Origin of the sequence: Chromobacterium subtsugae, assembly GCF_001676875.1 — a bacterium.
Classification (GTDB): domain Bacteria; phylum Pseudomonadota; class Gammaproteobacteria; order Burkholderiales; family Chromobacteriaceae; genus Chromobacterium; species Chromobacterium subtsugae.
Genome location: NZ_JYKA01000018.1, coordinates 24,631 through 45,105 on the forward strand (window position 1 = coordinate 24,631; position 20,475 = coordinate 45,105).

Below are 20,475 nucleotides of genomic sequence, written 5' to 3' on the forward strand. Positions count from 1 at the left end.
ATATAGACAGATTGCACTGCGGATGGCGGCTGCCGCCGCCGGATTCATTTCTTGCCGCTGCGGTCCAGCAGCACCGCCAGCAGGATCACCGCGCCCTTGATCACCTGCTGGTAGAACGACGACACCCCCAGCAGATTCAGGCCGTTGTTGAGCACGCCGATCAGTAGCGCGCCGATCAGGGTGCCGAAGATCCAGCCGCGGCCGCCGGTCAGGCTGGTGCCGCCCAGCACCACCGCGGCGATGGCGTCCAACTCGTAGCCGGCGCCGGCGGTGGGCTGCGCCGAATTGAGGCGCGAGGTCAGCACCACGCCGGCCATCGCCGACATCGCGCCGGAAGCGGTGTACACCCACAACTTGATCCTGTCGACCTTGACGCCGGACAGCCGCGCCGCCTCCTCGTTGCCGCCGGTGGCGTACAGGTGGCGGCCGAACACGGTTTTCTTCAGCAGGAACCAGAAGCCGGCGAACAGGATCAGCATCCACGCCACCGGCACCGGCACCAGGCCGGCGATGTAGCCGCCGCCCAGCATCGAGAACAGTTCGCTGTCGAAGCCGGTGATCGGGCTGCCGTTGGAAAACACCAGCGCCAGGCCGCGCAGAATGGTCATCGTCGCCAACGTGGCGATGAACGGCGCCACCTTGCCCTTGCTGATCACCAGGCCGTTGAACAGGCCCATCGCCGCGCCGGCCAGGATGCCCAGCAAGGTCGCCAGCATAGGGTCGACGCCGGCTTGCAGCAAGCTGGCCGTCAACACCGACGACAGCGCCAGGATGGAGCCCACCGACAGATCGATGCCGCCCAGCAGGATCACCAGCGTCATGCCGAAGGCGATCAGCGCGTTGATCGACACCTGGCGCATCACGTTCAGCAGGTTGTTGACGGTGAGAAAGTCCGGGCTCATCACGGACAGGCCGATGGCCACCAGCACCAGCGCGATGAAGGGGCCCAGGCGTTGCAGATTGGCTTTTTGTTGCGGGGTCATGCTTGTTTCCTGATTTCGGTGGGAACGGCGCCGCCGGTCGCGGCCGCCATCAAGATTTCCTGCGTGCAGCCGGCGGCGTCGAAGATGCCGGCCTGCCGGCCTTCGTGCAGCACCAGGATGCGGTTGCTCAGCGCCAGCACTTCCGGCAATTCGGACGACACCATCACGATGGCGGCGCCGGCGGCGGCCAGCTGGTTGACGATGTGGTAGATCTCGGCCTTGCCGCCGACATCGACGCCGCGCGTCGGCTCGTCCAGCAGCAGCACCTTGGGCGGATTGGCCAGCCATTTGGCGAACACCACCTTCTGCTGGTTGCCGCCGGACAAGGACTTGACGTCCAGCTCGGCGTCGCGGGCGCGGATGCGCAGCTGCGCGATCAAGCCGTCCACCGCCCGCTTCTCGTCGGCAGCCTGCACCACGCCCAGGCGCGCGTACTGGTCCAAATGCACCAGCGTGGCGTTTTCGCGCAGCGACATGCCCAGCACCAGGCCCTTGCTCTTGCGGTCTTCCGGCACGAAGCCGAGGCCGGCGGCGATGGCGTCGCCCGGCGCGGCCACTTTCAATTCCTCGCCATCCAGCTCGACGCGGCCGGCGGTGCGGCGCTTGGCGCCGAACAGCGTCTTCAGGATGTCGCTGCGGCCCGAGCCCATCAGCCCGGCGATGCCCAGCACCTCGCCGGCGCGCACCTCGAAACGGATACCGGCGATCATGTTCTCGTCGGCCAGGTTTTCCACCTTCAGCCGCACCGCGCCCGGAACGGCTTCACGCTTGGGATAGCGGTCGCCGATCTCGCGGCCCACCATCATCCGCACCACCTCGTCGAAATCGGTGCCGGCGATCTCGCGCTCGCCGACGAAGCAGCCGTCGCGCAACACGCTGATGCGGTCGCAAATGCGGAAGATCTCCTCCATCCGGTGCGAGACGTAGACTATGGCCACGCCGTTCGCCTTCAGTTGCGCCATCAGCGCGAACAGCGCGTCGATCTCGCGCTCGGTCAGCGCCGCCGTCGGCTCGTCCATGATCAGCACGCGGGCGTTCAGCGCCAGCGCCTTGGCGATTTCCACCATCTGCTGCTGGCCGATGGACAGGCTGCCGGCCTCTTGCTCGGGGTCGATGCCCTCGGCGCCCAGCGCCGACAGCTGCGCCCTCGCCTCGCGCCGCATGCGGCCGTAGTCGATCAGGCCGAAGCGCGACGGCTCGCGGCCGAGAAACAGGTTTTCCATCACCGACAGTTGCGGGATCAGGTTCAATTCCTGGTGAATGATGGCGATGCCGGCCGCTTCCGCCGCCGCGGTGTCGCGCAGCTCGGCCTGGCGGCCGTCCAGCAGAATCTCGCCGGCATCGGCGCGGTGCACGCCGCTGAGTATCTTCATCAGCGTCGACTTGCCGGCGCCGTTTTCGCCCATCAACGCGTGGATCTCGCCGCCGCGCAGCGTGAATTCCACATTTTCCAGCACCGTCACCGGCCCGAAGGCCTTGCGGATGCCGCGCATGGTCACTTGCATGGTCCTGCTCCTCAGAAAATCACGCCGGAGTGCAGGATCACGTTGGCGTACGGCGCGCATTCGCCAGTGCGGATCACCGCCCGCGCCGCCTGGCAGCGCTGCTTGAATTCCTCGTGGCTGACGAAATCCAGCGCCACGCCGGACTGCGCCATTTCCTCGGCCTTGTCTTGCACCGCCTGGTTATGCTGACGGCATTCTATGGCAAATACCGCCCGCTCGCACTGGAAGTCGGCCAGAACGCTGTCCAGCACCGCGGCAAAACCCGGCTCTCCCAGCCGCAACGCCAGATCGACGCACTCCACGCCGGGCGGAATCGGCAGGCCGCAGTCGGCGATCACCAGGCTGTCGGTATGGCCCATGCCGGCCAGGATGCGGGCGATGTCGCGGTTCAAATGGCCATGCTTCTTCATGCCCGCGCCTCCAGAAAAGCGTCCAGCTCGGCCAGCGTCGGCATGCCTCCCTGCGCGCCCGGACGAGTGACCGACAAGGCGCCCGCGGCGGCGGCGCGGCGCACCGCCTCTTCCAGCCCCAGCGGCAAAAACGCCGCCAGCGCGCCGTTGAAGGTATCGCCGGCGCCGGTGCTGTCCACCGCCTTGACCTCAAAACCCGGCTGATGGCGCAACTGGCCGCGGGCCAGCGCGAAATAGGCGCCATGCTCGCCATGGGTCATCACCAGCTTGCCGGGGCGCTCGGCCAGCAGCGCGCGCCAATCGGCGTCAGGCTGGGCCAGCATGGTCAGGAATTCGTGCTCGTTCGGGGTCAGCAAAGCCACCCGCTGCAGCAGCTCTTCCGGCAGCGGCACCGCCGGCGCAGGGTTCAACAGCAGCGGCTTCTTGTGGCGGGCGGCCAGTTCGGCGGCGCGGCGCACCGTCGCCAGCGGAATCTCCAGCTGGGTCAACACCACATCGGCGTCGATGAAGGCCTGTTCGGCGGCGTCCAGATCCGCGGGCGTCAACTGGTGATTGACGCCGGGCGCCACCAGGATGGCGTTGTCGCCGCCGCTGACAGTGATGGCGGCGATGCCGGTGGAGCCAGCCACGCTTCGCACGCGGCGGCAATCCACGCCCTCGCTTGCCAGGTGGGCAAGCAGCTCGCGGCCGAAAGCGTCGTCGCCGACGCAGCCCAGCAGCGCCACGCTGGCGCCCAGCCGCGCGGCGGCCACCGCCTGGTTGGCGCCCTTGCCGCCCGGGTAGGTGGCGAAGCCGTCGCCCAGCAGGGTTTCACCCAGCTGCGGCATGCGCTTGGCTGTCACCACCAGATCCATATTGATACTGCCGACCACCAGCACCCGAGTCATGCGCCCTCCTTGTACCTTCGCTACATTGCAGTGCGAAAGCGGAAAATATTTAGCTAAAACGTAATCAGCATCCAGTTATAACAGAGTTTTCGCCCGAATTGAAAGGGGCTCCCAGCAAAATGTAGTGGATCAACTACATATCTCCACTTGAAAATATCTGCACAAAACAATCCATCTCCGCCTATCCGGCTCCAGGATCGCGTCATGGCGCTGGGTTGGCCGCCGCCGATATGGGATGATGTCCGCACATCGCACCCCGGCGCGAAAAATTCCAAAAGCATACACGGAGACGGCTTGAAAATGGACTGGCAACAACTGTTCGATCTTTACTGGAGCGCGGCGAAGTGGCAGGTCAATCTGCTGGTGGTGGGCAATCTGCTGGGCGGGCTTTGCCTGGGCAGCCTGCTGGGCTATGAGCGCTGGTACAACGGCCGCGCCGCCGGCATGCGCACCTACGGCCTGGTCTGCATGGCGTCCGCCGCGGCCATCACCATCATCGGCTACGCCGGCTACTGGTACGGCGGCGCCGCGCCGGCCGCCGCGCCGCCGGACATGACCCGGGTGGCGCAAGGCGTGCTGACCGGTATCGGTTTTCTCGGCGCCGGCATGATCATGAAGGAAGGCCTGAGCATCAGCGGCCTGACCTCCGCCGCCTCGGTGTGGATGTCGTCGGTGATAGGCATCCTGATCGGCGTCGGCTTCTACGCCGCGGCCATCGCGCTGACGCTGATGTGCATGATCTTCGTCACCGTGGTCAACCGCATAGAAAACGTGCTGCCGCGCCGGGTCAGCCTGTTCGTCACCGTGCGGCTGCGCCCGGAGCACAACTGGACGGTGGAGGCGCTGTCCGACCGGCTGACGCCTTTCGGCCTGCAACTGCACGACGAAAGCATCAGCATCAAGGCCGGCCCCGACTGTACCGAGTGGAATTTCATGATTTCGGCGCAGAACCGCCGCACCTTCATCAACGTGGTGGACCTGGCGCGCGACATCATGGCCGCCGACCACATCCTGGAGTTGGATGTGCAGCCGGCGCGCAACTAAGCGCTTACAGCGCCACGCCCGGCGGCGGCTGGTCGTGGCTTTGCGCCATCGACTGGTGCGGCAGCTCCAGATAGCTCTTCGACTGCATCTCGGTCAGGCGGCTGGCGGTGCGGAAGAATTCCCCGGCCTGCACGCCGTCGGTGTAGATCTCCTCCGGCGCGGCGGCGGCCGAGGCGATCAACTTGACGCGATTGTCGTAGAACACGTCCACCAGCCAGGTGAAGCGGCGCGCCACCGAGGCCTGCTTGGCCGTGAGCCTGGGAATGCCGGACAAGAACACCGTGTGGTATTCGCTGGCGATTTCCAGGTAGTCGGTCTGCGCGCGCGGGCCATCGCACAGCGCGGCGAAGTCGAACCAGATCACGCCGGGCGACATCCGCTTCACCGCGATCTCGCGGCCCAGCACCTGGATGGATTTTTGCGGCAGCTCGGCGCCGGTGGCGACGCGCTTGAACAGCTGCGCCATCCGGCGCTCGCTGTCGGCGTCGGCCGGCACCATGAACAGCGGCTCGCGCGTCAGCTCGCGCAGCCGGTAATCGTTGCCGCCATCCACGTTGAGCACGTCCAGCTCGCGCTTGATCAACTCTATCGTCGGCAGGAAGTTCTGCCGTTGCAAGCCGTTCGGGTACAGGCCGTCCGGCTCGTAATTGGAGGTGGTCACCACCACCACGCCGCGCTCCAGCAACGCCGACAGCAGCCTCCCCAGCATCATCGCGTCGGCGATGTCGGACACGTGGAATTCATCGAAGCACAGCAGCCGGGTGGCCCTGGCGATCTGGTCGGCGTAAGCCAGCAACGGGTCCGGGCTGCCGGCCAGCTTGCGCAGCTCGCGATGGGTTTCGGCCATGAAGTTGTGGAAATGGATGCGGCGCTTGCGGCGATACGGCACGCAGGCGTAGAAGGCGTCCATCAGGAAGCTCTTGCCGCGCCCCACCCCGCCCCAGAAATACAGGCCGCGCGGCACTTGCGGGCTGCGCAGGCTGCGGCCGAGGAAACGGTTGCGTTTGGATTTGAAATCCACCAGCTGGTGCCACAGGCTGTCCAGCCGCTCTATCGCCGCCGCCTGGGCCTCGTCGTGGATGAAGCCCGGCTTTTCGCTGGCCATCCGATACCAGTCCTTGGGGCTGCAGTGGACGTTCTCGTCCGGAGAGAATGTGTGTTGCGACATGGTTATGCTTGTTCTGCGCTGCGTTTGGCGCCGCCGCCGGGCGGCAAGGGAATGTCTGCATGATAACCGCTTTGACCGCCCCTTGCCGCATTCAGCGGCAAGTCGCCAGCCGGATGCCGGACGGCGCGGCCAGCCGCGCCAGGCTGCCGTCGCGGCACATGTCGTCCAGCACGCGGTTGAAGGTTTCCAGCATGCCGGGCTTCAACCGGCTGCGGGTGAAGCCGTAAAGATAGGCCAGCGGCTTCACCTCGGCCAGCTTGCGCACATTCCCCAAGCCGTCGCGCTTGATCCAGTAGCGGGCTACGTCGTCATTGGAGAACGCCACCGCGTCCGCGCCGTAGCGGCCCGCCGCCAACTTGCGCAGCACCGTTTCCGGGTCCAGCTCCACCGCCAGGCTGACGCCGGACACGCCCTGGACCAGCCGCTCGCTACTGGCCTGCGACAATGACGGGCCATACACCGCCATGGTCTTGCCGGCCAGATCGCCGGGCTGGCGGTAGCGCAGCGCGCTGCCGGACTGCACGTAGAGGCCGTAGCTGCTGGCCAGCACCGGCTTGGACAACTCCATCACCGCCCGCCGCTCCGGCGCGTCCTGCGCCAGCACCAGGCCGTCGGCGCCGCCCTGGCCGACGGTGAGCAAAGCGCGCTTCCACACCATCGCCTGCACCTTGCAGTTCCAGTCCGCCCGCCGGCAGGCCTCGCGCAGAATGGCGATCAAAGCGCCATCCAGCTTGCCATCGGCGCTATCGGTAATGAAGGGGGGAAACAGCTGGGTGACGAAATACAGATCGCGCGGCGCCGCCTGAGCCTGCGCGCCGGCGCAGGCCAGCAGCAGGCCGGCCCACAGCCTGGCGCCCGTTTTCGCAACGCTCATCGCATCCGCCCCCGCCCACTTTTTGCCAGTATAGAGCGCGAGGCCGCGGCGCAGCGAGCCCGCCCGGCGCGCGATAAACCGGCTCAGCCAAACAAACCGGTGGACAGGTAACGGTCGCCGCGATCGCATACCACCGACACGATCACCGCGCCGGTCAACTGCGCGTCCAGCCGCAGCGCCACCGCCAGCGCGCCGCCGGACGACGGCCCGGCCAGAATGCCCTCGCGCCGCGCCAGCAGGCGGGCGGTGTCTTCCGCGTCCTGCTGGTTGACATGCTGAATCTCGTCTATGCGCTCGAAATCGCAGATCTTGGGCACATACGGGTCTTCCCATTTGCGGATGCCGGCGATCTGGCTGCCCGGCTCCGGGTGGACGCCGATGATGCGGATGGCAGGATTTCTTTCCTTCAGGAAACGGCCGGTGCCCATGATGGTGCCGGTGGTGCCCATGCTGGAAACGAAGTGGGTGATCTTGCCGCCGGTCTGCTCCCAGATTTCCGGGCCGGTGGTTTCATAATGCGCCAGCGGATTGTCCGGGTTGGAGAACTGGTCGAGGATGCGGCCCTCGCCTGCCGCCTCCATGCTGCGCGCCAAGTCTATCGCCGCCGGCATCGAACCCGCGGCCGGCGTCAGGATCACTTCCGCGCCGTAGGCGCGCATCGCCTGCACCCGCTCGGCGCTGGAGTTCTCCGGCATGATCAGCACCATGCGGTAGCCCATCATCGCCGCCGCCATCGCCAGCGCGATGCCGGTGTTGCCGCTGGTGGGCTCGATCAAAGTGTCGCCGGGCCGGATGTCGCCGCGCCGCTCGGCGCGGCGGATCATCGACAGCGCCGGCCGGTCTTTCACCGACCCGGCCGGATTGTTGCCTTCCAGCTTCAGCAGAATCACATTGCCGTTGTCGCCCGGCAGGCGCTTGAGACGGACCAGCGGCGTGCCGCCGACGAAATCTTCCAGATGCTTGTACACAAAGAATCTCCCTGAACTGGCCCCATTATATCGATTGGCTATCAGCAGATGCGAAATCGTTATTTCTAATCTAATAACCGGCGGTAAGGGCGGGGGCAGGCGCGGGATGGCTGAATACATTTTCCTCTCTCGCCCTCTCCCTTCCGGGAAAGGGCTAGGCGAGATGTAAGCGCCGTAGCGCGGGCTGGCCGCTAGGCCATGCCCGCGAAGGGCGCGACAATGCGCCACTCGGCGGATCGCCCCGCCAGCGGGGCATCCGCCCTACCCCATATGCGCCATCAGCCAGGTCATGGCGCCGACGAAGCTGCAGAAGATCAGGCTGTGCTTCAGCGTGAAGCGGAACAGATCCGCTTCCCTGCCTATCAGCCCCACCGCCGCGCAGGCGACCGCGATCGACTGCGGCGAGATCATCTTACCGGTGACGCCGCCGGTGGTATTAGCCGCCACCAGGAGCACATCCGACACGCCCAGCTGGTGCGCGGTGGCCGCCTGCAGGGCCGAGAACAGCGCGTTAGACGAGGTGTCGGAGCCGGTCAGGAACACGCCCAGCCAACCCAAAAACGGCGAGAAGAACGGAAAAGCCTGGCCGGTGCCGGCCAGACACAGCGCCAGCGTGCTGGACATGCCCGAATAGTTGGCGACGAAGGCGAAGGCCAGCACCATGCCTATCGACAATATCGGCCGGCGCAGCTCGGCCAGGGTCTCGGCGAAGGCGCGCGCGCCTTCGGCCGGACGGAATTTCAACAAGGCCATGGACAGCAGCGCGGCCAGGAAGATGGCGCTGCCGACAGCGGAGACGATGTCGAACTTATACAGCGCCTCGTAAGGCGTGTCATGCGCGACGATGGGCGCCGTCTTCAACACTAGCTTGTCCAGCCCCGGCACATGCAGCTTCCAGATCCAGCCTTCCAGCGCGCCGCCCTTGGCGAACATGGCCTTGAACGGTTTGACGCTCCACACCGTCACCAACGCGGTCAGGATCAGAAACGGGCTCCAGGCGCGGATGACCTGGCCCAGGCTGAAGCCGCTGGCCTGGCGCGCGGACGGCGCGCGGCGGCCGTCGAACGTGAAGATTTCACTTGGCTGCCATACCTTCAGGAACAGCGTCAGGCACACCAGGCTGACCAGGGCCGAAGTGATGTCCGGCAGCTCCGGCCCGATATAGTTGGACGTGAAAAACTGGGTGACGGCGAACGAGACGCCGGCCACCAGGATGGCGGGCCAGGTCTGGCGCACGCCCTTGAGGCCATCCATCATCATCACCAGCCAGAACGGCACGATCACCGACAGGATGGGCAGCTGATGGCCGGCCTTGGCGCCGATCAGGAACGGATCCAGCCCGGTCACCTGCCCGGCGACGATGATCGGTATCCCCATCGCGCCGAACGCCACCGGCGCGGTGTTGGCGATCAAGCACAGCCCGGCCGCGTACAGCGGATTGAAGCCCAACCCCACCAGCAGCGCGGCGGTGATGGCCACCGGCGCGCCGAAACCGGCCGCGCCTTCCAGAAAGGCGCCGAAGGAGAAGCCCACCAGCAGCATCTGCAGCCGCTGGTCCTCGGTCACCGACAACACCGAAGCGCGGATGATGTCGAACTGCCCGGTCTTGACGGTGATCTTGTACAGGAACACCGCGGCGATGATGATCCAGGCGATGGGCCACAAGCCATAGCCGAAGCCGAAGGCCGCCGCCGCCAGCGCCATCTTGGCGGGCATGCCGTAAAACAATATGGCCACCGCCAGCGCGATCAGCACCGTCAAGGTGCCGGCGACGTGCCCCTTCAGCCGCAGCACCGCCAGCGCGACGAAGAAAAAGACGATGGGCAGCGCGGCCATCAATGCCGACAGCGCGGGGCCGCCGGCCGGGAAATACTGCTGGGTCCAGATTTCATGCATGTTCAGCTTCTCCTCATTCGGGTTTCGCCGGCGCAGCCGCTCCCCTGCCGGTCAACGGAACCGTTGCGGCATGGCGGGGCTGGCTGGCGTTTCTTAGGTTGACTTCAGCGTTGAAAAGGCGGCCTTCATGACGGGCCGTTGATGGGGGTGGTGCAGAAATCCAGCAACGCCTCGATGCTGGCATAGGGAATCCCGCCATGCTCGGTCAGACCGATCTGGCAGGTGCGGCTCATCGACACGCCGTGGCGGCAGGCTTCCGGCAAAGCCGGCTTCAGTCTCCTCAGGCTGTGGGCGTTCAGTTCCGGCGCGGTGAAGCCCTTGTCGCCGGCGAAGCCGCAGCAGGCGATATCCGGCACGGTCAGCTCATCGCAGCAGCTGGCGGCCAGTTGTTTCAAGCTTCCAGCCGCGCCCATCGCCGTCGCGCTGCAGGGAATATGCAGCGCCAGTTGCGGCAGGCGCCGGACGATGCTCAGCCGCGGCAGAACTTTTTCCGCCAGAAAACCGGCGGCGTCGAACAGCTGCAAGCGCGGGTCCAGCAAGCCCTCGGCCTGCGCCTGTTTGACCCGCGCCGCGCACGGACTGTTGTCGAGATAAACCGGATGGCGGCCCTGCCCGCTCGCCTGCAGCAAGGCGTCATTCAACGATGCCTGACTGATGGCCAATGCGTCCGCGGCATTGGCCGAGGCGAACGGCTGGCCGCAGCACAGTCCGTCATGGCCGGGCGGATAGACCGGCGCGAAACCGGCGCGGCGCAGCAGATTGATCGTATGCGCCGCGACGGACTCGCCGCCCTCGCCTTCCGCCAGCGTTCGGTTGACGCAGCTGACGAACAACGCCACCGGCTCGCCCTCGCCTCCCGGCTTCGGCAGCAGCGCGGCGGCGCGCGGCAAGGCCGCTGGGATCAGCGGAATGATCTTGCGCTCGCCTGGCCGGCGGCGCGTCAATGCGTTCAAGCGCTGCGTTCCCGCGACATGCGCCAGCTTCAAACCGGTCCTCGCCGCCGCCGTCATCAGCTGCATGTGGCGGGCGGCGAAGCCGGCCAAGGCGGGACGCCGGCTCGGGCCCTGCAATTTTTTCATCAGCAGGCCGGTGTTGATTCCCACAGGACAACGCGTGGCGCACATGCCGGTGGCGGCGCAAGTATCGACGGCGCGGTAGCGGTAGCCGGCTTGCAAGGCCGCCAGTTCTTCCGCCCCCTCGCCGTCGCGTTCCAACTGACGGATGCGCCGCCAGGCGACGATGCGCTGGCGCGGGCTCAGCGTCAGCCCGTGCGACGGACAGGCCGGCTCGCAAAAGCCGCATTCGGTGCAGCGGTCGACCAGATCGTCCGCGGCCGGCATCGGCTTCAGGTTCTCCAGATGCAGCCTGTCGTTGTCGGTGATGATCACGCCGGGATTGAGCAGGCCTTCCGGATCGAACAGCGCCTTGATGCGGCGCATGATGTTCCAGACGGCGTCGCCCCACTCCTGCCGCACGAAGGGCGCCACATTGCGGCCGGTGCCGTGCTCGGCCTTCAAGGAGCCGTCGTATTCGCCGGCCACCAAGTCGCTGACGTCCTGCATGAAAGCATCGTAGCGCGCCACCTCGGCCGGGCTTTCGAAGCCGGGCGCGAACACGAAATGCAGATTGCCGTCCAGCGCGTGGCCGAACAGCAGCGCCTCGTCGTAGCCGTGCTTGTCGAACAGGGCGGTCAGCCTGGCCACGCCATCGGCCAGTTGATGGATGGGAAAGGCCACGTCCTCTATCACCACCGTGGTCCCCAACGGCCGGGCTGCGCCCACCGCGGGGAACAACCCCTTGCGCAAAGCCCAGTAGGTCTCGCACTCGCGCGCGTCGCGGCTGAAGCCGCTGGAGACTTTGGGCTGGAAACCGGCCAGCAGCATCTCTATCTGGACCGAACATTCGTCCAACCTGGCTTCGCTCTCCGCCCGCAGCTCGATCAGTAGACAAGCGCTGTCCAGCCCCACCGGCTGATACAGGAAATCCGGCAGTCCCGGCTTGCCCTGCACCGCGCGGATGCTGCGGCTGTCTATCAGCTCCACCGCCGACACGCCGCTAGCGTCGCGCGCCGCGCTCAGCGCCGACACCGCGCGGCAGCAGCGATCCAGATCGTCGAACAGCACCAGCGCCGACGCCTTGTGCGGATGCTCGGCCACGGTATGAAAAGTGATCTCGGAAATAAAACCCAAGGTGCCTTCGGAGCCGATCATCAAGTGCGCCAGCATCTCCACCGGATCGGCGAAGTCCAGCAGCGCGTTGATGCCGTAGCCAGTGGTGTTCTTCAGCCGATACTTGCGGCGCACCCGCTCGGCCAGCTGCGGATCGCCGGCCAGCTGGCGCGACAGCTGCGCCAAGCCATCGAGCAGATCGGCGTGCGATTCGCGGAAGGCCGCCACGCTGGCCGGATCGGCGGTATCCAGCGCGGCGCCGTCGAGCAGCAGCAGCCGGATCGCCTGCAGGGTGTGGTAGCTGTTGTCGCGGGTGCCGCAGCACATGCCACTGGAGTTGTTGGCGGCGATGCCGCCTATCTTGGCGGTGTTGATCGACGCCGGATCGGGGCCGATCTTGCGGCCGAACGGCGCCAGCAGCGCGTTGGCGTGCGCGCCTATTATGCCGGGCCCCAGCCGGATGCGCGCGCCGCCGTCCAGCACCTGGCCGCGGTTGAAGCCATCGCCCAGCACCGCCAGCACCGAATCGCTGACCGCCTGGCCGGACAGGCTGGTGCCGGCGGCGCGGAAGGTGACGGCGACGCGGTGCAATCTGGCCAGCCGCAGCAGCGCCGCCACCTCGCCCTCGTCTTCCACCCGGGCGACGATTTGCGGCCGCAGGCGGTAGAAGCTGGCGTCGGTGCCGTAGGCCAGCGTGGACAATGGGTCGGTGAAAATGCGCGCCGGCGGCATCGTTTGGCGCAAATCCTGCAGAAAATCGGCGTGGGCGGGCGTCATGCGGATTTCCCCTTGTTCGCCTCGCGTTCGCGCAGCAGCTCATGCAGCGTTTTGGGAGCAGGCGTCAACGGCAGGTGGTTTTGCGTCCAGCCCAGCTGGTTCTTGGGCGCGTGCTTGCGCAGCCGCGTCGCCGCCCAGCCGAACATCCGGTACAGATTGGGCGAGGCGTTGACCAGCCGCCATCCGGCCCAGGCCATCCGTTCCGCGCCGCTGGCCGCCGCGCCCTGGCCGCGCAGCGGATGCGCCACCCGCTCGCCGGCCGGCCGCTGGCTTTCCTCGCGCAGTCGCATCAGCATTTCCGGAATGGGGATGCGCACCGGGCACACCTCGCCGCAGGCGCCGCACAGGCTGGACGCAGTAGGGAGGTCGCGGGTGTTTTCCAGCCCCATCAGGTGCGGCGAGATGATCTCGCCTATCGGCCCCGGATAGGTGGTGCCGTAGGCGTGGCCGCCGATGCGGGTGTAGACCGGACAATGGTTCATGCAGGCGCCGCAGCGTATGCATTGCAGCGTCTTGCGCAGCTGCTCGTCGGCATAGGCCTGGCTGCGACCGTTGTCCAGCAGCACCAGGTGCACCTCGCGTGGGCCGTCCTTCTCGCCCGGCTTCCTTGGGCCGCTGATCATATTGAAATACGTGGTGATGGGCTGGCCGATGGCGGAACGGGTCAACAGGCTGTACAGCGGCACCACGTCTTCCAGCTTTTCCACCACCTTTTCTATGCCGGTAATGGCGACGTGCACGTCCGGCACGGTGGTGCACATTCGGCCGTTGCCCTCGTTTTCCACTAGGCACAGCGTGCCGGTTTCGGCCACGGCGAAGTTGACGCCGGACAGGCCGACGTCGGCGTCCAGAAACTTGCGGCGCAGCACGCGGCGGCCGATCTGGATCAGCGCGTCCACATCCTCGGTATACGGCGTGTCCGGCAACTGTTCATGGAACAGTTTGGCGATGTCCTGCTTGGTCTTGTGGATGGCCGGCATGATGATGTGGGTGGGTTTCTCGCCCGCCAGCTGGACGATGTACTCGCCCATATCGCTCTCCACCGCCTCTACGCCTTGGTCCGCCAGGTAATGATTGAGCTCCACCTCCTCGCTGACCATGGACTTGCCCTTGACCATCAGCTTGCCCTGACGGGCGGCGACGATGCCGTGGATGATGCGGTTCGCCTCCTCGGCCGTTTCCGCCCAGTGCACCTTCACGCCATTTGCCGCGAGCTTGTCCTCCAGCTGCTCCAGCAAATCCGGCAGCCGGGACAGGCAGCGCTGGCGTATGCCCTCGCCCAGGGTGCGCAGTGCGGACAGCTCCGCCTCGTCCGGAAACTCCGCCAACCGCTTGGCCATCAAAAAGTCCATCGATCCGCGCAGGCTTTGCCGCAGCTTGCCATCCGTCAGCGCCAGTCTGGCGTTGTCCTTGAAGGCGCGCGACGGGTAAACGGTGATCTTGCTCTCGCTCATCGCCCGTCTCCTTCCACGTCATGGATGGCGATATGCGGCGGCAGCAGCGCCAACACCAGCAGGTCGCGCGGGCCATGGGCGCCGTAGGCCAAGGTTTGCTGGATGTCGGCGGTTTTCGACGGCCCGGAAATCAGCAAAGCGTTGGTGGGCATGCCGGCGGACCAGTTTTCGCCCTGCAGCGCCGAATAAAAGTCCGGGTACAGCGTGGCGGCGTCGAACAAGGCGATGTGCAAGGGCGGCACCAAGCTCATGGTGCGCGGCTCGGCCTCGTCCGGCCACAGCGCCAGGGTGCCGGTGGCGGCTATGCCGCAGCGCGCGACAGTGAAGCCGGCAGCGATGTCGAACAGCTCCGCCTTCCAGCCATCGACTTCGCGGTCGAACCAGACGATGTGCGGCGCTTCGTCCACGCCCTCCAGCCTGCGCGCCAGCCGGCGGCCATGCGGCGTGTCCGACAGCAGCAGCGAGTCTTGCGGATGCACGGCCAGCCAGTCGGCCAGGGCGGCGTCCCACTCCGCCTCGCGCGTCCACAGAATGTCGGTTTTCACCGAACGCATCATCGCCGCCCAATGGCGCAGGCGGGCGATTTCATCGTCCTTGGCCGCGAAATGCTGGAAATGGCCGGCCAAATCCGGCCGCGCGCGCTCCTGCCGCGGCGCGGCGCGCAGCTTTTGCAAGATGGAGGCGCGGGCGCTCATCGCTTGCCCCCGGTGCGCTCCAGCAGAAAGCTGGCCAGATGGCGGCCCTGGAAGCCGCTGCCGCACTGTCCCAGCTTGCCGTTGATATTGAGCAGGCAGCCGCCGTCGGCGGTGACGAACTCCACCGCGCCGCTGTCCTGCAAGGACTGGGCCTTGTCCGCCACCATCGCGCCGGCGATGTCCGGATGCTTGATGGAGAAAGTGCCGCCAAAACCGCAACATTCGGCTTCATGGTCTTGCACCACGCGCTCGACGTTTTGCAGCCTATCGACCAGCGCCCAGCTGCTCTTGTGCACGTTCATCTCGCGCCGCGCCGAACAGGAGGTATGCACCGCCACCTTGGTGGGCGGGCCCAAGTCTTGCGGCTGCCAGTCCAGATGGTTGAGCAGGAAATCGGAAAACTCCACCACCCGCCCGGCGATGGCGCAGGCCTCCATCTCGTCCGCCTCGCCGGCGAACAACTTGGGCCAATGGTGCTGGATCATGCCGCCGCAGGAGCCGGACGGCACCACCACCGGCCAGTCCTCGGGAAAACAGCCCAGCTGCGCGCGCGCCACCGCCAGCGCCTCCTTGGAATGGCCGCTGGTATAGGCCGGCTGGCCGCAGCAGCTCTGGGCCTGGGGGAAATGCACCCGCACGCCCAGGCCTTCCAGCAGGGCGATGGCGTCTAGGCCAGCTTCCGGCAGGAATAGGTCGAGCAGACAGGTGCCGAACAGGTAAACGTCGGCAGGCGTCTTCATGGCTTCCTTTGTAAATTGGTAAGACCAATTATTTTTATAAATTCACTTTAGAGTGAATGCTTGAGTTCGTCAATATGACAAGCGCGCCCGAAACGTACAGAAGCGCCTCTGTCATCACTCGCTCACGCCGCCGTCCATGAGGCAAGCGGAATCGCGCCGACTTGGCCATGTGGTTTTTTTGGAAAAAGAGGAAGGCACGCAAATAAGAAAGATGGCGCAAAACACGGTCTGACAGACCTCGCGAAACCAAGCGCCGCGGACACCCGGCTGACGCTGCGCCGGCAGGCCGCGCGGCCTGCATCGCATCAACAGGCCTTGCCTAAGACGCTTAGCTGGAGAAAGTCGGCGGCGCCAAGGCGGCTGGCGATCATGCGCGATTCGCAGGTCGAAACGCCTTTTTCAGGCGCGCAGCGGAGTCGCTCGCGCATCATGTCCTGGCATTGAATCAATATTTCCACAATAATGGAAATATGGAAACTTTAACCGCCGCCGAACGCCTGGCCGCCCTGGGACATGAGTCCCGGCTATCGATCTACCGTCTGCTAGTCGAAGCCGGCCAACAGGGCATGATCGCCAGCGCCATTGCCGACAAGCTGAGCCTGCCCGCCGCCACGCTGTCGTTCCATCTGTCGCATCTGAGCCGCGTCCAGCTGGTCCGGAGCGAGCGCGAAAGCCGCTTCATCCGCTATTTCGCCGAATTCGACACCATGGACGCCCTGCTCGGCTTCCTCACCCGCAATTGCTGCCAGGGCCAGCCCTGCCTGCCAAGCGCGTCCGCCTGTTCGCCGCGAAACGCGGCGAGCGCGAAAGGAGAAGACCAATCATGAGCCGGCTGAAAACCGTATTGGTGCTGTGCACCGGCAATTCCTGCCGTTCGCAGATGGGCGAAGCCATCCTCAACCATGAGCTGGCGGGCCTGGCGCGCGCGCTGTCCGCCGGCACCGCGCCGCAGCCCAAGGTCGCCGACGGCGCCATCGAGGCTTTGCGCCTGGCCGGCCTGCCCACCGGCGATCTTTATCCCAAGCCAGTGGAAGCGGTGATGCACGAGGAGATCGACCTGGTGGTCAGCGTCTGCGACAACGCCAGGGAAAGCTGCCCGGTGTTTCCCCGGCCGGTCAAACGCATCCATGTCGGTTTCCACGATCCGCACGGCGAGCCCTTGGACAGTTTCATCCGCGTGCGCGACGACATCCGCGAACGGCTGGTGCCGGCCGTCCGCGAAGCCTTGGGCATCTGAGGAGACATCATGGCTACCCGTCAACACGCGGCTGCAACGCCAGCCGCCCAAAGCGCCGCCATGGGCCGGTTCGAACGCTATCTGACAGTGTGGGTGCTGCTCTGCATCGCGGCCGGCATCGCCGCGGGCCAATTGGCGCCCGGCCTGTTCCATGCCATAAGCCGGCTGGAGATCGCCCGCGTCAACCTGCCGGTGGGCGCGCTGATCTGGGTGATGATCATCCCGATGCTGATGAAGGTGGACTTCGGCGCGCTGCATCAGCTTAAGCAGCACGCGCGCGGCATCGCCGTCACCCTGCTGATCAACTGGCTGGTCAAGCCGTTCTCGATGGCGCTGCTGGGCTGGCTGTTCATCCGCCAGCTATTCGCTCCCTGGCTGCCCGCCGAACAGCTGGACAGCTATGTCGCCGGCCTGATCTTGCTGGCCGCCGCGCCCTGCACCGCCATGGTGTTCGTCTGGAGCCGGCTGAGCGGCGGCGACCCGCTGTTCACGCTGTCGCAGGTGGCGCTGAACGACGCCATCATGCTGTTCGCCTTCGCGCCTATTGTCGGCCTGCTGCTGGGCATCTCGGCCATCGCCGTGCCGTGGGACACGCTGCTGGCCTCGGTCGTCCTTTACATCCTGATCCCCGTCATCCTGGCGCAGCTGTGGCGCAAGGCGCTGCTGGCCAGGGGCCAGGCTGCCTTCGACGCAGCCATGGCCAGCATAGGCCCATGGTCGATGGCGGCGCTGCTGGCGACGCTGGTGCTGTTGTTCGCCTTCCAGGGCGAAGCCATCCTGCGCCAGCCGCTGGTGATCGCGCTATTGGCAGTACCCATCCTGATCCAGGTGTTTTTCAACTCGGCGCTGGCTTACTGGCTGAACAAGAAAGCCGGCGAGCAGCACTGCGTAGCCTGCCCGTCGGCGCTGATAGGCGCATCCAATTTCTTCGAGCTGGCGGTCGCCGCCGCCATCAGCCTGTTTGGCTTCCACTCCGGCGCGGCGCTCGCCACCGTGGTCGGCGTGCTGGTGGAAGTCCCCGCCATGCTGCTGGTGGTGAAGGCGGTGAAGGCGAGCAAGGGCTGGTATGAGGGCGCGTCCGGCCAGCGCCGCGATGAGCGATGACAGGGCGCCAGGGCCTCTGCTATCCTTGGACATCTGGTCAGACCAATCTTAGCAAACCATGGCCTATCCGAAAGTCTCCCTGCCCAAGCTGTCCGACGTCATCGTCCAGCAGCTGGAAAAACGCATACTCGACGGCGTGCTCAAACCCGGCGACCGCCTGCCGCCGGAGCGGCAGCTGGCCGAGGAATTCGGCGTGTCGCGGCCGTCGCTGCGCGAGGCGATCCAGCAACTGGCGTCGCGCGGGCTGCTGTCCAGCCGCCAGGGCGGCGGCACCTGGGTGACCGACAGACTGGAAACCGCCTTCTCCGACCCCTGGGAGAAACTGCTGGGCCAGCACGAGGAACTGCGCGGCGACCTGCTGGAGTTTCGCCGCGTGCTGGAAGGCACGGTGGCGCGCTGCGCCGCCAGCCGCGCCACCCAGGCCGACCTGGAGCGGCTGCAGCGCTGCGTGGACCGGCTGCAGCAAGCCTATCGCGGCGGCGATCTGGCCGAGCAGGCCCAAGCCGACGTGGAATTCCACCAGGCGGTGGCGGAGGCCTCGCACAACGCGCTGTTCGCCCACCTGTCCGGCAGCCTGCTGGCGATGCTGCATCGCCACGTGAAGGACAATATCGCCAACCTGTTCGCGGTCGGCGAAGTGGCGGAGGCGCTGCGCGGCCAGCACCTGGCCATCTGGCAGGCGATACGCGACGGCCGGCCGGACGAGGCCCAACTGGCTGCCGAACGCCACCTGGACTTCGTCTCCGACACCCTGCAGAACCAGCGCCAGCAGGCCGAGCGCGACGCGCGCGCGCGGATGCGGCTGGCGCAGGACGACGCCGGGCGCTAAGCCGGCAATCCGCTGCGGCATGAAAAAAGCCGCGCGTCTTGCGACGGCGCGGCTTTGGTTTCGCCCACCCGATGGGTGGCCCGGCGATCAGCCCTGGCGGCTGATCAGCCAATCCACGTAACGGTCCACGCCTTCGCCGACCGATAGCATCGGCGCGGTGTAGCCCGCCTCGCGCAGCTTGCCGATGTCGGCCTGGGTGAAGCTCTGGTACTTGCCTTTCAGCGCGTCCGGGAACGGAATGTACTCGACGATGCCTTGGGAGATCATCTCGGCCAAGGTCAGCGCCGGCTTGCCTTCATGGCGGCGGCAGGCGTTGACGGCGGCTTCGGCCACGTCGTTGAACGGCTGAGAGCGGCCGCTGCCCAGATTGTAGATGCCGCTCTTGCCCGGATTGTCCAGGAAGTACAGGTTGACCTTGACCACATCCTCCACCGACACGAAATCGCGGCTTTGCATGCCGTCGCCCCAGCCGTCCCAGCCGCCGAACAGCTTGACCTTGCCGTGCTCGCGGTACTGGTTGAAATGGTGGAAGGCGACAGAAGCCATCCGGCCCTTGTGCTGCTCCTGCGGGCCATAGACGTTGAAGTAGCGGAAACCCACCGCCTGCGAAGCCAGGCCTTCCTTCATGCGCTGGCGCAGCACCTGGTCGAACAGGAATTTGGAATAGCCGTAGACATTGAGCGGGCCCTCGTACTGGCGCTCTTCCTTGAACACGGTGCCCTTGCCGTAAGTGGCGGCGCTGGAGGCGAACAGGAACTGGATTTCCTCGTGCTGACAGTAGTCGAACAGCGCCAGCGTGTACTGATAGTTGTTGTCCATCATGTACTTGCCGTCGTGATTCATCGTGTCCGAGCAGGCGCCCTGGTGCAGGATGGCGGTCAACTCGCCCTCGTATTCGCCATCCAGCAGCAGGTGCAGGAATTCGTGCTTGTCGAGGTAGTGGCTGATTTCGCAATCGACCAGATTATGGAATTTGTCGCCGCTGGAAAGATTGTCGACGGCGATGATGTCGGTGATGCCGCGCTGGTTCAGTCCCTTGACCAGGTTGGAGCCGATGAAGCCGGCGGCGCCGGTAACGACGATAGTCATGTGTTTGTCCTTGTTCTGCAATGGGCCGTCCGGCCCGAAAATGAATGGATTCAGAACCCCGCGCCCGGCGCGGCGAGATATTCCAGCTCCGCGGCGCTGCTGCTGCGGCCCAAGGCGGCATTGCGGTGCGGAAAGCGGCCGAAGCGCGCGATCACCTGATGATGGCGCCGCGCGTAATCCAGGTAATTGCCGCCGGCCTCGGCGTCCAGCGCCTCGAACAGCCGCAGCGACAGTTCCTGATCGGCCAGCGACTCGCTGTGCTCGAAAGGAAGATAAAGAAAGATCCGCGCCACCGCCGGCAAGCCGCCATCCAGCCCCTGCTCCAGCGCGCGCGGCGCGCCCTGGCGCGCCGCCGCGTCGCAAGCGAAAGCCCGCGCCTCGCCGCGAAACAGATTGCGCGGAAACTGGTCGGCCGCCAGCAGCCAGGCCAGCGCGGCGCGGGCATCGCCGTCGGCCATCTCCAGCTCGCCATCGGCCAATTGCCGGCACAAGGGCGCGAACCGCTGGCGGATGGCCGCGTCGAAAGCCTCGTCGCGGCGGAACCACGCCTCGCGCGGCGCGGCCAGGCTGGCATCGTCGGACCCGCCAAACCAGAATTCCAGCACGGCCTCGACTTGCGCCGGCGTCAGTGTCGCCATCCCAGCCTC

Annotated in this window: 19 protein-coding genes; 5 read left to right on the plus strand and 14 right to left on the minus strand. The window is 66.1% G+C overall.

The window, feature by feature from the left end; translation table 11 throughout:
• Positions 1-44: 44 nt before the first annotated feature.
• From MY55_RS17720 to rbsK, 4 genes are read right to left on the minus strand one after another with little or no spacing between them, the layout of a single operon-like run.
• Positions 45-983, minus strand: a complete 939-nt coding sequence (locus tag MY55_RS17720; RefSeq protein ID WP_047257584.1) for an ABC transporter permease — start codon at positions 981-983, stop codon at positions 45-47.
• Positions 980-2,488 carry a sugar ABC transporter ATP-binding protein gene (locus tag MY55_RS17725; RefSeq protein WP_047257585.1) on the minus strand — a complete coding sequence of 503 codons (1,509 nt, stop codon included), beginning with the start codon at positions 2,486-2,488 and terminating at the stop codon, positions 980-982. The genes MY55_RS17720 and MY55_RS17725 overlap by 4 nt, the downstream gene beginning before the upstream one ends.
• 11 nt (positions 2,489-2,499) lie before the next feature.
• The gene (rbsD, locus tag MY55_RS17730; RefSeq protein ID WP_047244217.1) at positions 2,500-2,898 is read right to left on the minus strand and encodes a D-ribose pyranase; all 399 of its coding nucleotides are present in this window, start codon (positions 2,896-2,898) and stop codon (positions 2,500-2,502) included.
• On the minus strand, positions 2,895-3,785 hold the full coding sequence (rbsK, locus tag MY55_RS17735; protein ID WP_047238489.1) for a ribokinase: 891 nt from the start codon (positions 3,783-3,785) through the stop codon (positions 2,895-2,897). Before rbsK ends, rbsD begins: the two co-directional genes overlap by 4 nt.
• Before the next feature lie 300 nt (positions 3,786-4,085).
• Here rbsK and MY55_RS17740 point away from each other — a divergent pair, with 300 nt between their 5' ends.
• Positions 4,086-4,829 carry an MgtC/SapB family protein gene (locus MY55_RS17740; RefSeq protein ID WP_047238493.1) on the plus strand — a complete coding sequence of 248 codons (744 nt, stop codon included), beginning with the start codon at positions 4,086-4,088 and terminating at the stop codon, positions 4,827-4,829.
• 4 nt (positions 4,830-4,833) lie between these two features.
• Here the strand turns inward: MY55_RS17740 and zapE are convergent, their stop codons facing one another.
• The 8 genes from zapE to MY55_RS17780 all read right to left on the minus strand — a co-directional run bounded on the left by zapE (position 4,834) and on the right by MY55_RS17780 (position 15,569).
• The gene (gene zapE / locus MY55_RS17745; RefSeq protein WP_047238490.1) at positions 4,834-5,997 is read right to left on the minus strand and encodes a cell division protein ZapE; all 1,164 of its coding nucleotides are present in this window, start codon (positions 5,995-5,997) and stop codon (positions 4,834-4,836) included.
• 91 nt (positions 5,998-6,088) lie between these two features.
• Positions 6,089-6,871 (minus strand): substrate-binding periplasmic protein, encoded by a 783-nt coding sequence (locus MY55_RS17750; RefSeq protein WP_043576138.1) that lies wholly within the window; start codon positions 6,869-6,871, stop codon positions 6,089-6,091.
• An 83-nt stretch (positions 6,872-6,954) separates the two neighbouring features.
• The gene (gene cysM, locus MY55_RS17755) at positions 6,955-7,839 is read right to left on the minus strand and encodes a cysteine synthase CysM (RefSeq protein WP_043576141.1); all 885 of its coding nucleotides are present in this window, start codon (positions 7,837-7,839) and stop codon (positions 6,955-6,957) included.
• A gap of 261 nt (positions 7,840-8,100) precedes the next feature.
• Positions 8,101-9,735: a lactate permease LctP family transporter gene (locus MY55_RS17760; protein WP_047238491.1), complete on the minus strand. Its 1,635-nt coding sequence runs from the start codon at positions 9,733-9,735 to the stop codon at positions 8,101-8,103.
• 125 nt (positions 9,736-9,860) lie between these two features.
• Positions 9,861-12,680, minus strand: coding sequence for an FAD-binding and (Fe-S)-binding domain-containing protein (locus tag MY55_RS17765; protein WP_065202823.1), 2,820 nt, complete (start codon positions 12,678-12,680; stop codon positions 9,861-9,863).
• Positions 12,677-14,134, minus strand: a complete 1,458-nt coding sequence (locus tag MY55_RS17770; protein WP_065202824.1) for a LutB/LldF family L-lactate oxidation iron-sulfur protein — start codon at positions 14,132-14,134, stop codon at positions 12,677-12,679. The genes MY55_RS17765 and MY55_RS17770 overlap by 4 nt, the downstream gene beginning before the upstream one ends.
• The gene (locus tag MY55_RS17775) at positions 14,131-14,829 is read right to left on the minus strand and encodes a LutC/YkgG family protein (protein ID WP_043576151.1); all 699 of its coding nucleotides are present in this window, start codon (positions 14,827-14,829) and stop codon (positions 14,131-14,133) included. The genes MY55_RS17770 and MY55_RS17775 overlap by 4 nt, the downstream gene beginning before the upstream one ends.
• On the minus strand, positions 14,826-15,569 hold the full coding sequence (locus MY55_RS17780; RefSeq protein ID WP_047237936.1) for a (Fe-S)-binding protein: 744 nt from the start codon (positions 15,567-15,569) through the stop codon (positions 14,826-14,828). The genes MY55_RS17775 and MY55_RS17780 overlap by 4 nt, the downstream gene beginning before the upstream one ends.
• 470 nt (positions 15,570-16,039) lie before the next feature.
• On the opposite strand from MY55_RS17780, the gene MY55_RS17785 reads away from it, so the two are divergent.
• The 4 genes from MY55_RS17785 to MY55_RS17800 are packed head-to-tail and all read left to right on the plus strand — an operon-like array spanning position 16,040 to position 18,739.
• A complete protein-coding gene (locus tag MY55_RS17785; RefSeq protein ID WP_043576158.1) occupies positions 16,040-16,396 on the plus strand; it encodes an ArsR/SmtB family transcription factor in 357 nt (118 codons plus the stop codon).
• Complete coding sequence (locus MY55_RS17790) at positions 16,393-16,806, plus strand: arsenate reductase ArsC (protein WP_043576160.1); 414 nt, start codon at positions 16,393-16,395, stop codon at positions 16,804-16,806. Before MY55_RS17785 ends, MY55_RS17790 begins: the two co-directional genes overlap by 4 nt.
• 9 nt (positions 16,807-16,815) lie before the next feature.
• A complete protein-coding gene (gene arsB / locus MY55_RS17795; protein WP_047237935.1) occupies positions 16,816-17,910 on the plus strand; it encodes an ACR3 family arsenite efflux transporter in 1,095 nt (364 codons plus the stop codon).
• Between the two features lie 58 nt (positions 17,911-17,968).
• Positions 17,969-18,739 carry an FCD domain-containing protein gene (locus MY55_RS17800; RefSeq protein ID WP_043576165.1) on the plus strand — a complete coding sequence of 257 codons (771 nt, stop codon included), beginning with the start codon at positions 17,969-17,971 and terminating at the stop codon, positions 18,737-18,739.
• An 87-nt stretch (positions 18,740-18,826) separates the two neighbouring features.
• On the opposite strand, the gene rfaD is transcribed toward MY55_RS17800, so the two are convergent.
• Together rfaD and MY55_RS17810 are read right to left on the minus strand one after the other, a co-directional pair.
• A complete protein-coding gene (rfaD, locus tag MY55_RS17805; protein WP_065202842.1) occupies positions 18,827-19,828 on the minus strand; it encodes an ADP-glyceromanno-heptose 6-epimerase in 1,002 nt (333 codons plus the stop codon).
• 50 nt (positions 19,829-19,878) lie between these two features.
• Positions 19,879-20,466: a DUF924 family protein gene (locus tag MY55_RS17810; protein ID WP_065202825.1), complete on the minus strand. Its 588-nt coding sequence runs from the start codon at positions 20,464-20,466 to the stop codon at positions 19,879-19,881.
• Positions 20,467-20,475 lie beyond the last annotated feature (9 nt).

What these genes read in the sequence shown, in the direction of transcription:
- MY55_RS17790 (WP_043576160.1), top strand. Translation starts at nt 16,393, where the DNA reads ATGAGCCGGCTGAAAACCGTATTGGTGCTGTGCACCGGCAATTCCTGC.
- rfaD (WP_065202842.1), bottom strand. Translation starts at nt 19,828, where the DNA reads ATGACTATCGTCGTTACCGGCGCCGCCGGCTTCATCGGCTCCAACCTG.
- MY55_RS17750 (WP_043576138.1), bottom strand. Translation starts at nt 6,871, where the DNA reads ATGAGCGTTGCGAAAACGGGCGCCAGGCTGTGGGCCGGCCTGCTGCTG.
- rbsD (WP_047244217.1), bottom strand. Translation starts at nt 2,898, where the DNA reads ATGAAGAAGCATGGCCATTTGAACCGCGACATCGCCCGCATCCTGGCC.
- zapE (WP_047238490.1), bottom strand. Translation starts at nt 5,997, where the DNA reads ATGTCGCAACACACATTCTCTCCGGACGAGAACGTCCACTGCAGCCCC.
- MY55_RS17720 (WP_047257584.1), bottom strand. Translation starts at nt 983, where the DNA reads ATGACCCCGCAACAAAAAGCCAATCTGCAACGCCTGGGCCCCTTCATC.
- MY55_RS17775 (WP_043576151.1), bottom strand. Translation starts at nt 14,829, where the DNA reads ATGAGCGCCCGCGCCTCCATCTTGCAAAAGCTGCGCGCCGCGCCGCGG.
- MY55_RS17770 (WP_065202824.1), bottom strand. Translation starts at nt 14,134, where the DNA reads ATGAGCGAGAGCAAGATCACCGTTTACCCGTCGCGCGCCTTCAAGGAC.
- rbsK (WP_047238489.1), bottom strand. Translation starts at nt 3,785, where the DNA reads ATGACTCGGGTGCTGGTGGTCGGCAGTATCAATATGGATCTGGTGGTG.
- MY55_RS17760 (WP_047238491.1), bottom strand. Translation starts at nt 9,735, where the DNA reads ATGCATGAAATCTGGACCCAGCAGTATTTCCCGGCCGGCGGCCCCGCG.
- MY55_RS17725 (WP_047257585.1), bottom strand. Translation starts at nt 2,488, where the DNA reads ATGCAAGTGACCATGCGCGGCATCCGCAAGGCCTTCGGGCCGGTGACG.
- MY55_RS17740 (WP_047238493.1), top strand. Translation starts at nt 4,086, where the DNA reads ATGGACTGGCAACAACTGTTCGATCTTTACTGGAGCGCGGCGAAGTGG.
- arsB (WP_047237935.1), top strand. Translation starts at nt 16,816, where the DNA reads ATGGCTACCCGTCAACACGCGGCTGCAACGCCAGCCGCCCAAAGCGCC.
- MY55_RS17785 (WP_043576158.1), top strand. Translation starts at nt 16,040, where the DNA reads ATGGAAACTTTAACCGCCGCCGAACGCCTGGCCGCCCTGGGACATGAG.
- MY55_RS17780 (WP_047237936.1), bottom strand. Translation starts at nt 15,569, where the DNA reads ATGAAGACGCCTGCCGACGTTTACCTGTTCGGCACCTGTCTGCTCGAC.
- MY55_RS17800 (WP_043576165.1), top strand. Translation starts at nt 17,969, where the DNA reads ATGGCCTATCCGAAAGTCTCCCTGCCCAAGCTGTCCGACGTCATCGTC.
- MY55_RS17810 (WP_065202825.1), bottom strand. Translation starts at nt 20,466, where the DNA reads ATGGCGACACTGACGCCGGCGCAAGTCGAGGCCGTGCTGGAATTCTGG.
- MY55_RS17765 (WP_065202823.1), bottom strand. Translation starts at nt 12,680, where the DNA reads ATGACGCCCGCCCACGCCGATTTTCTGCAGGATTTGCGCCAAACGATG.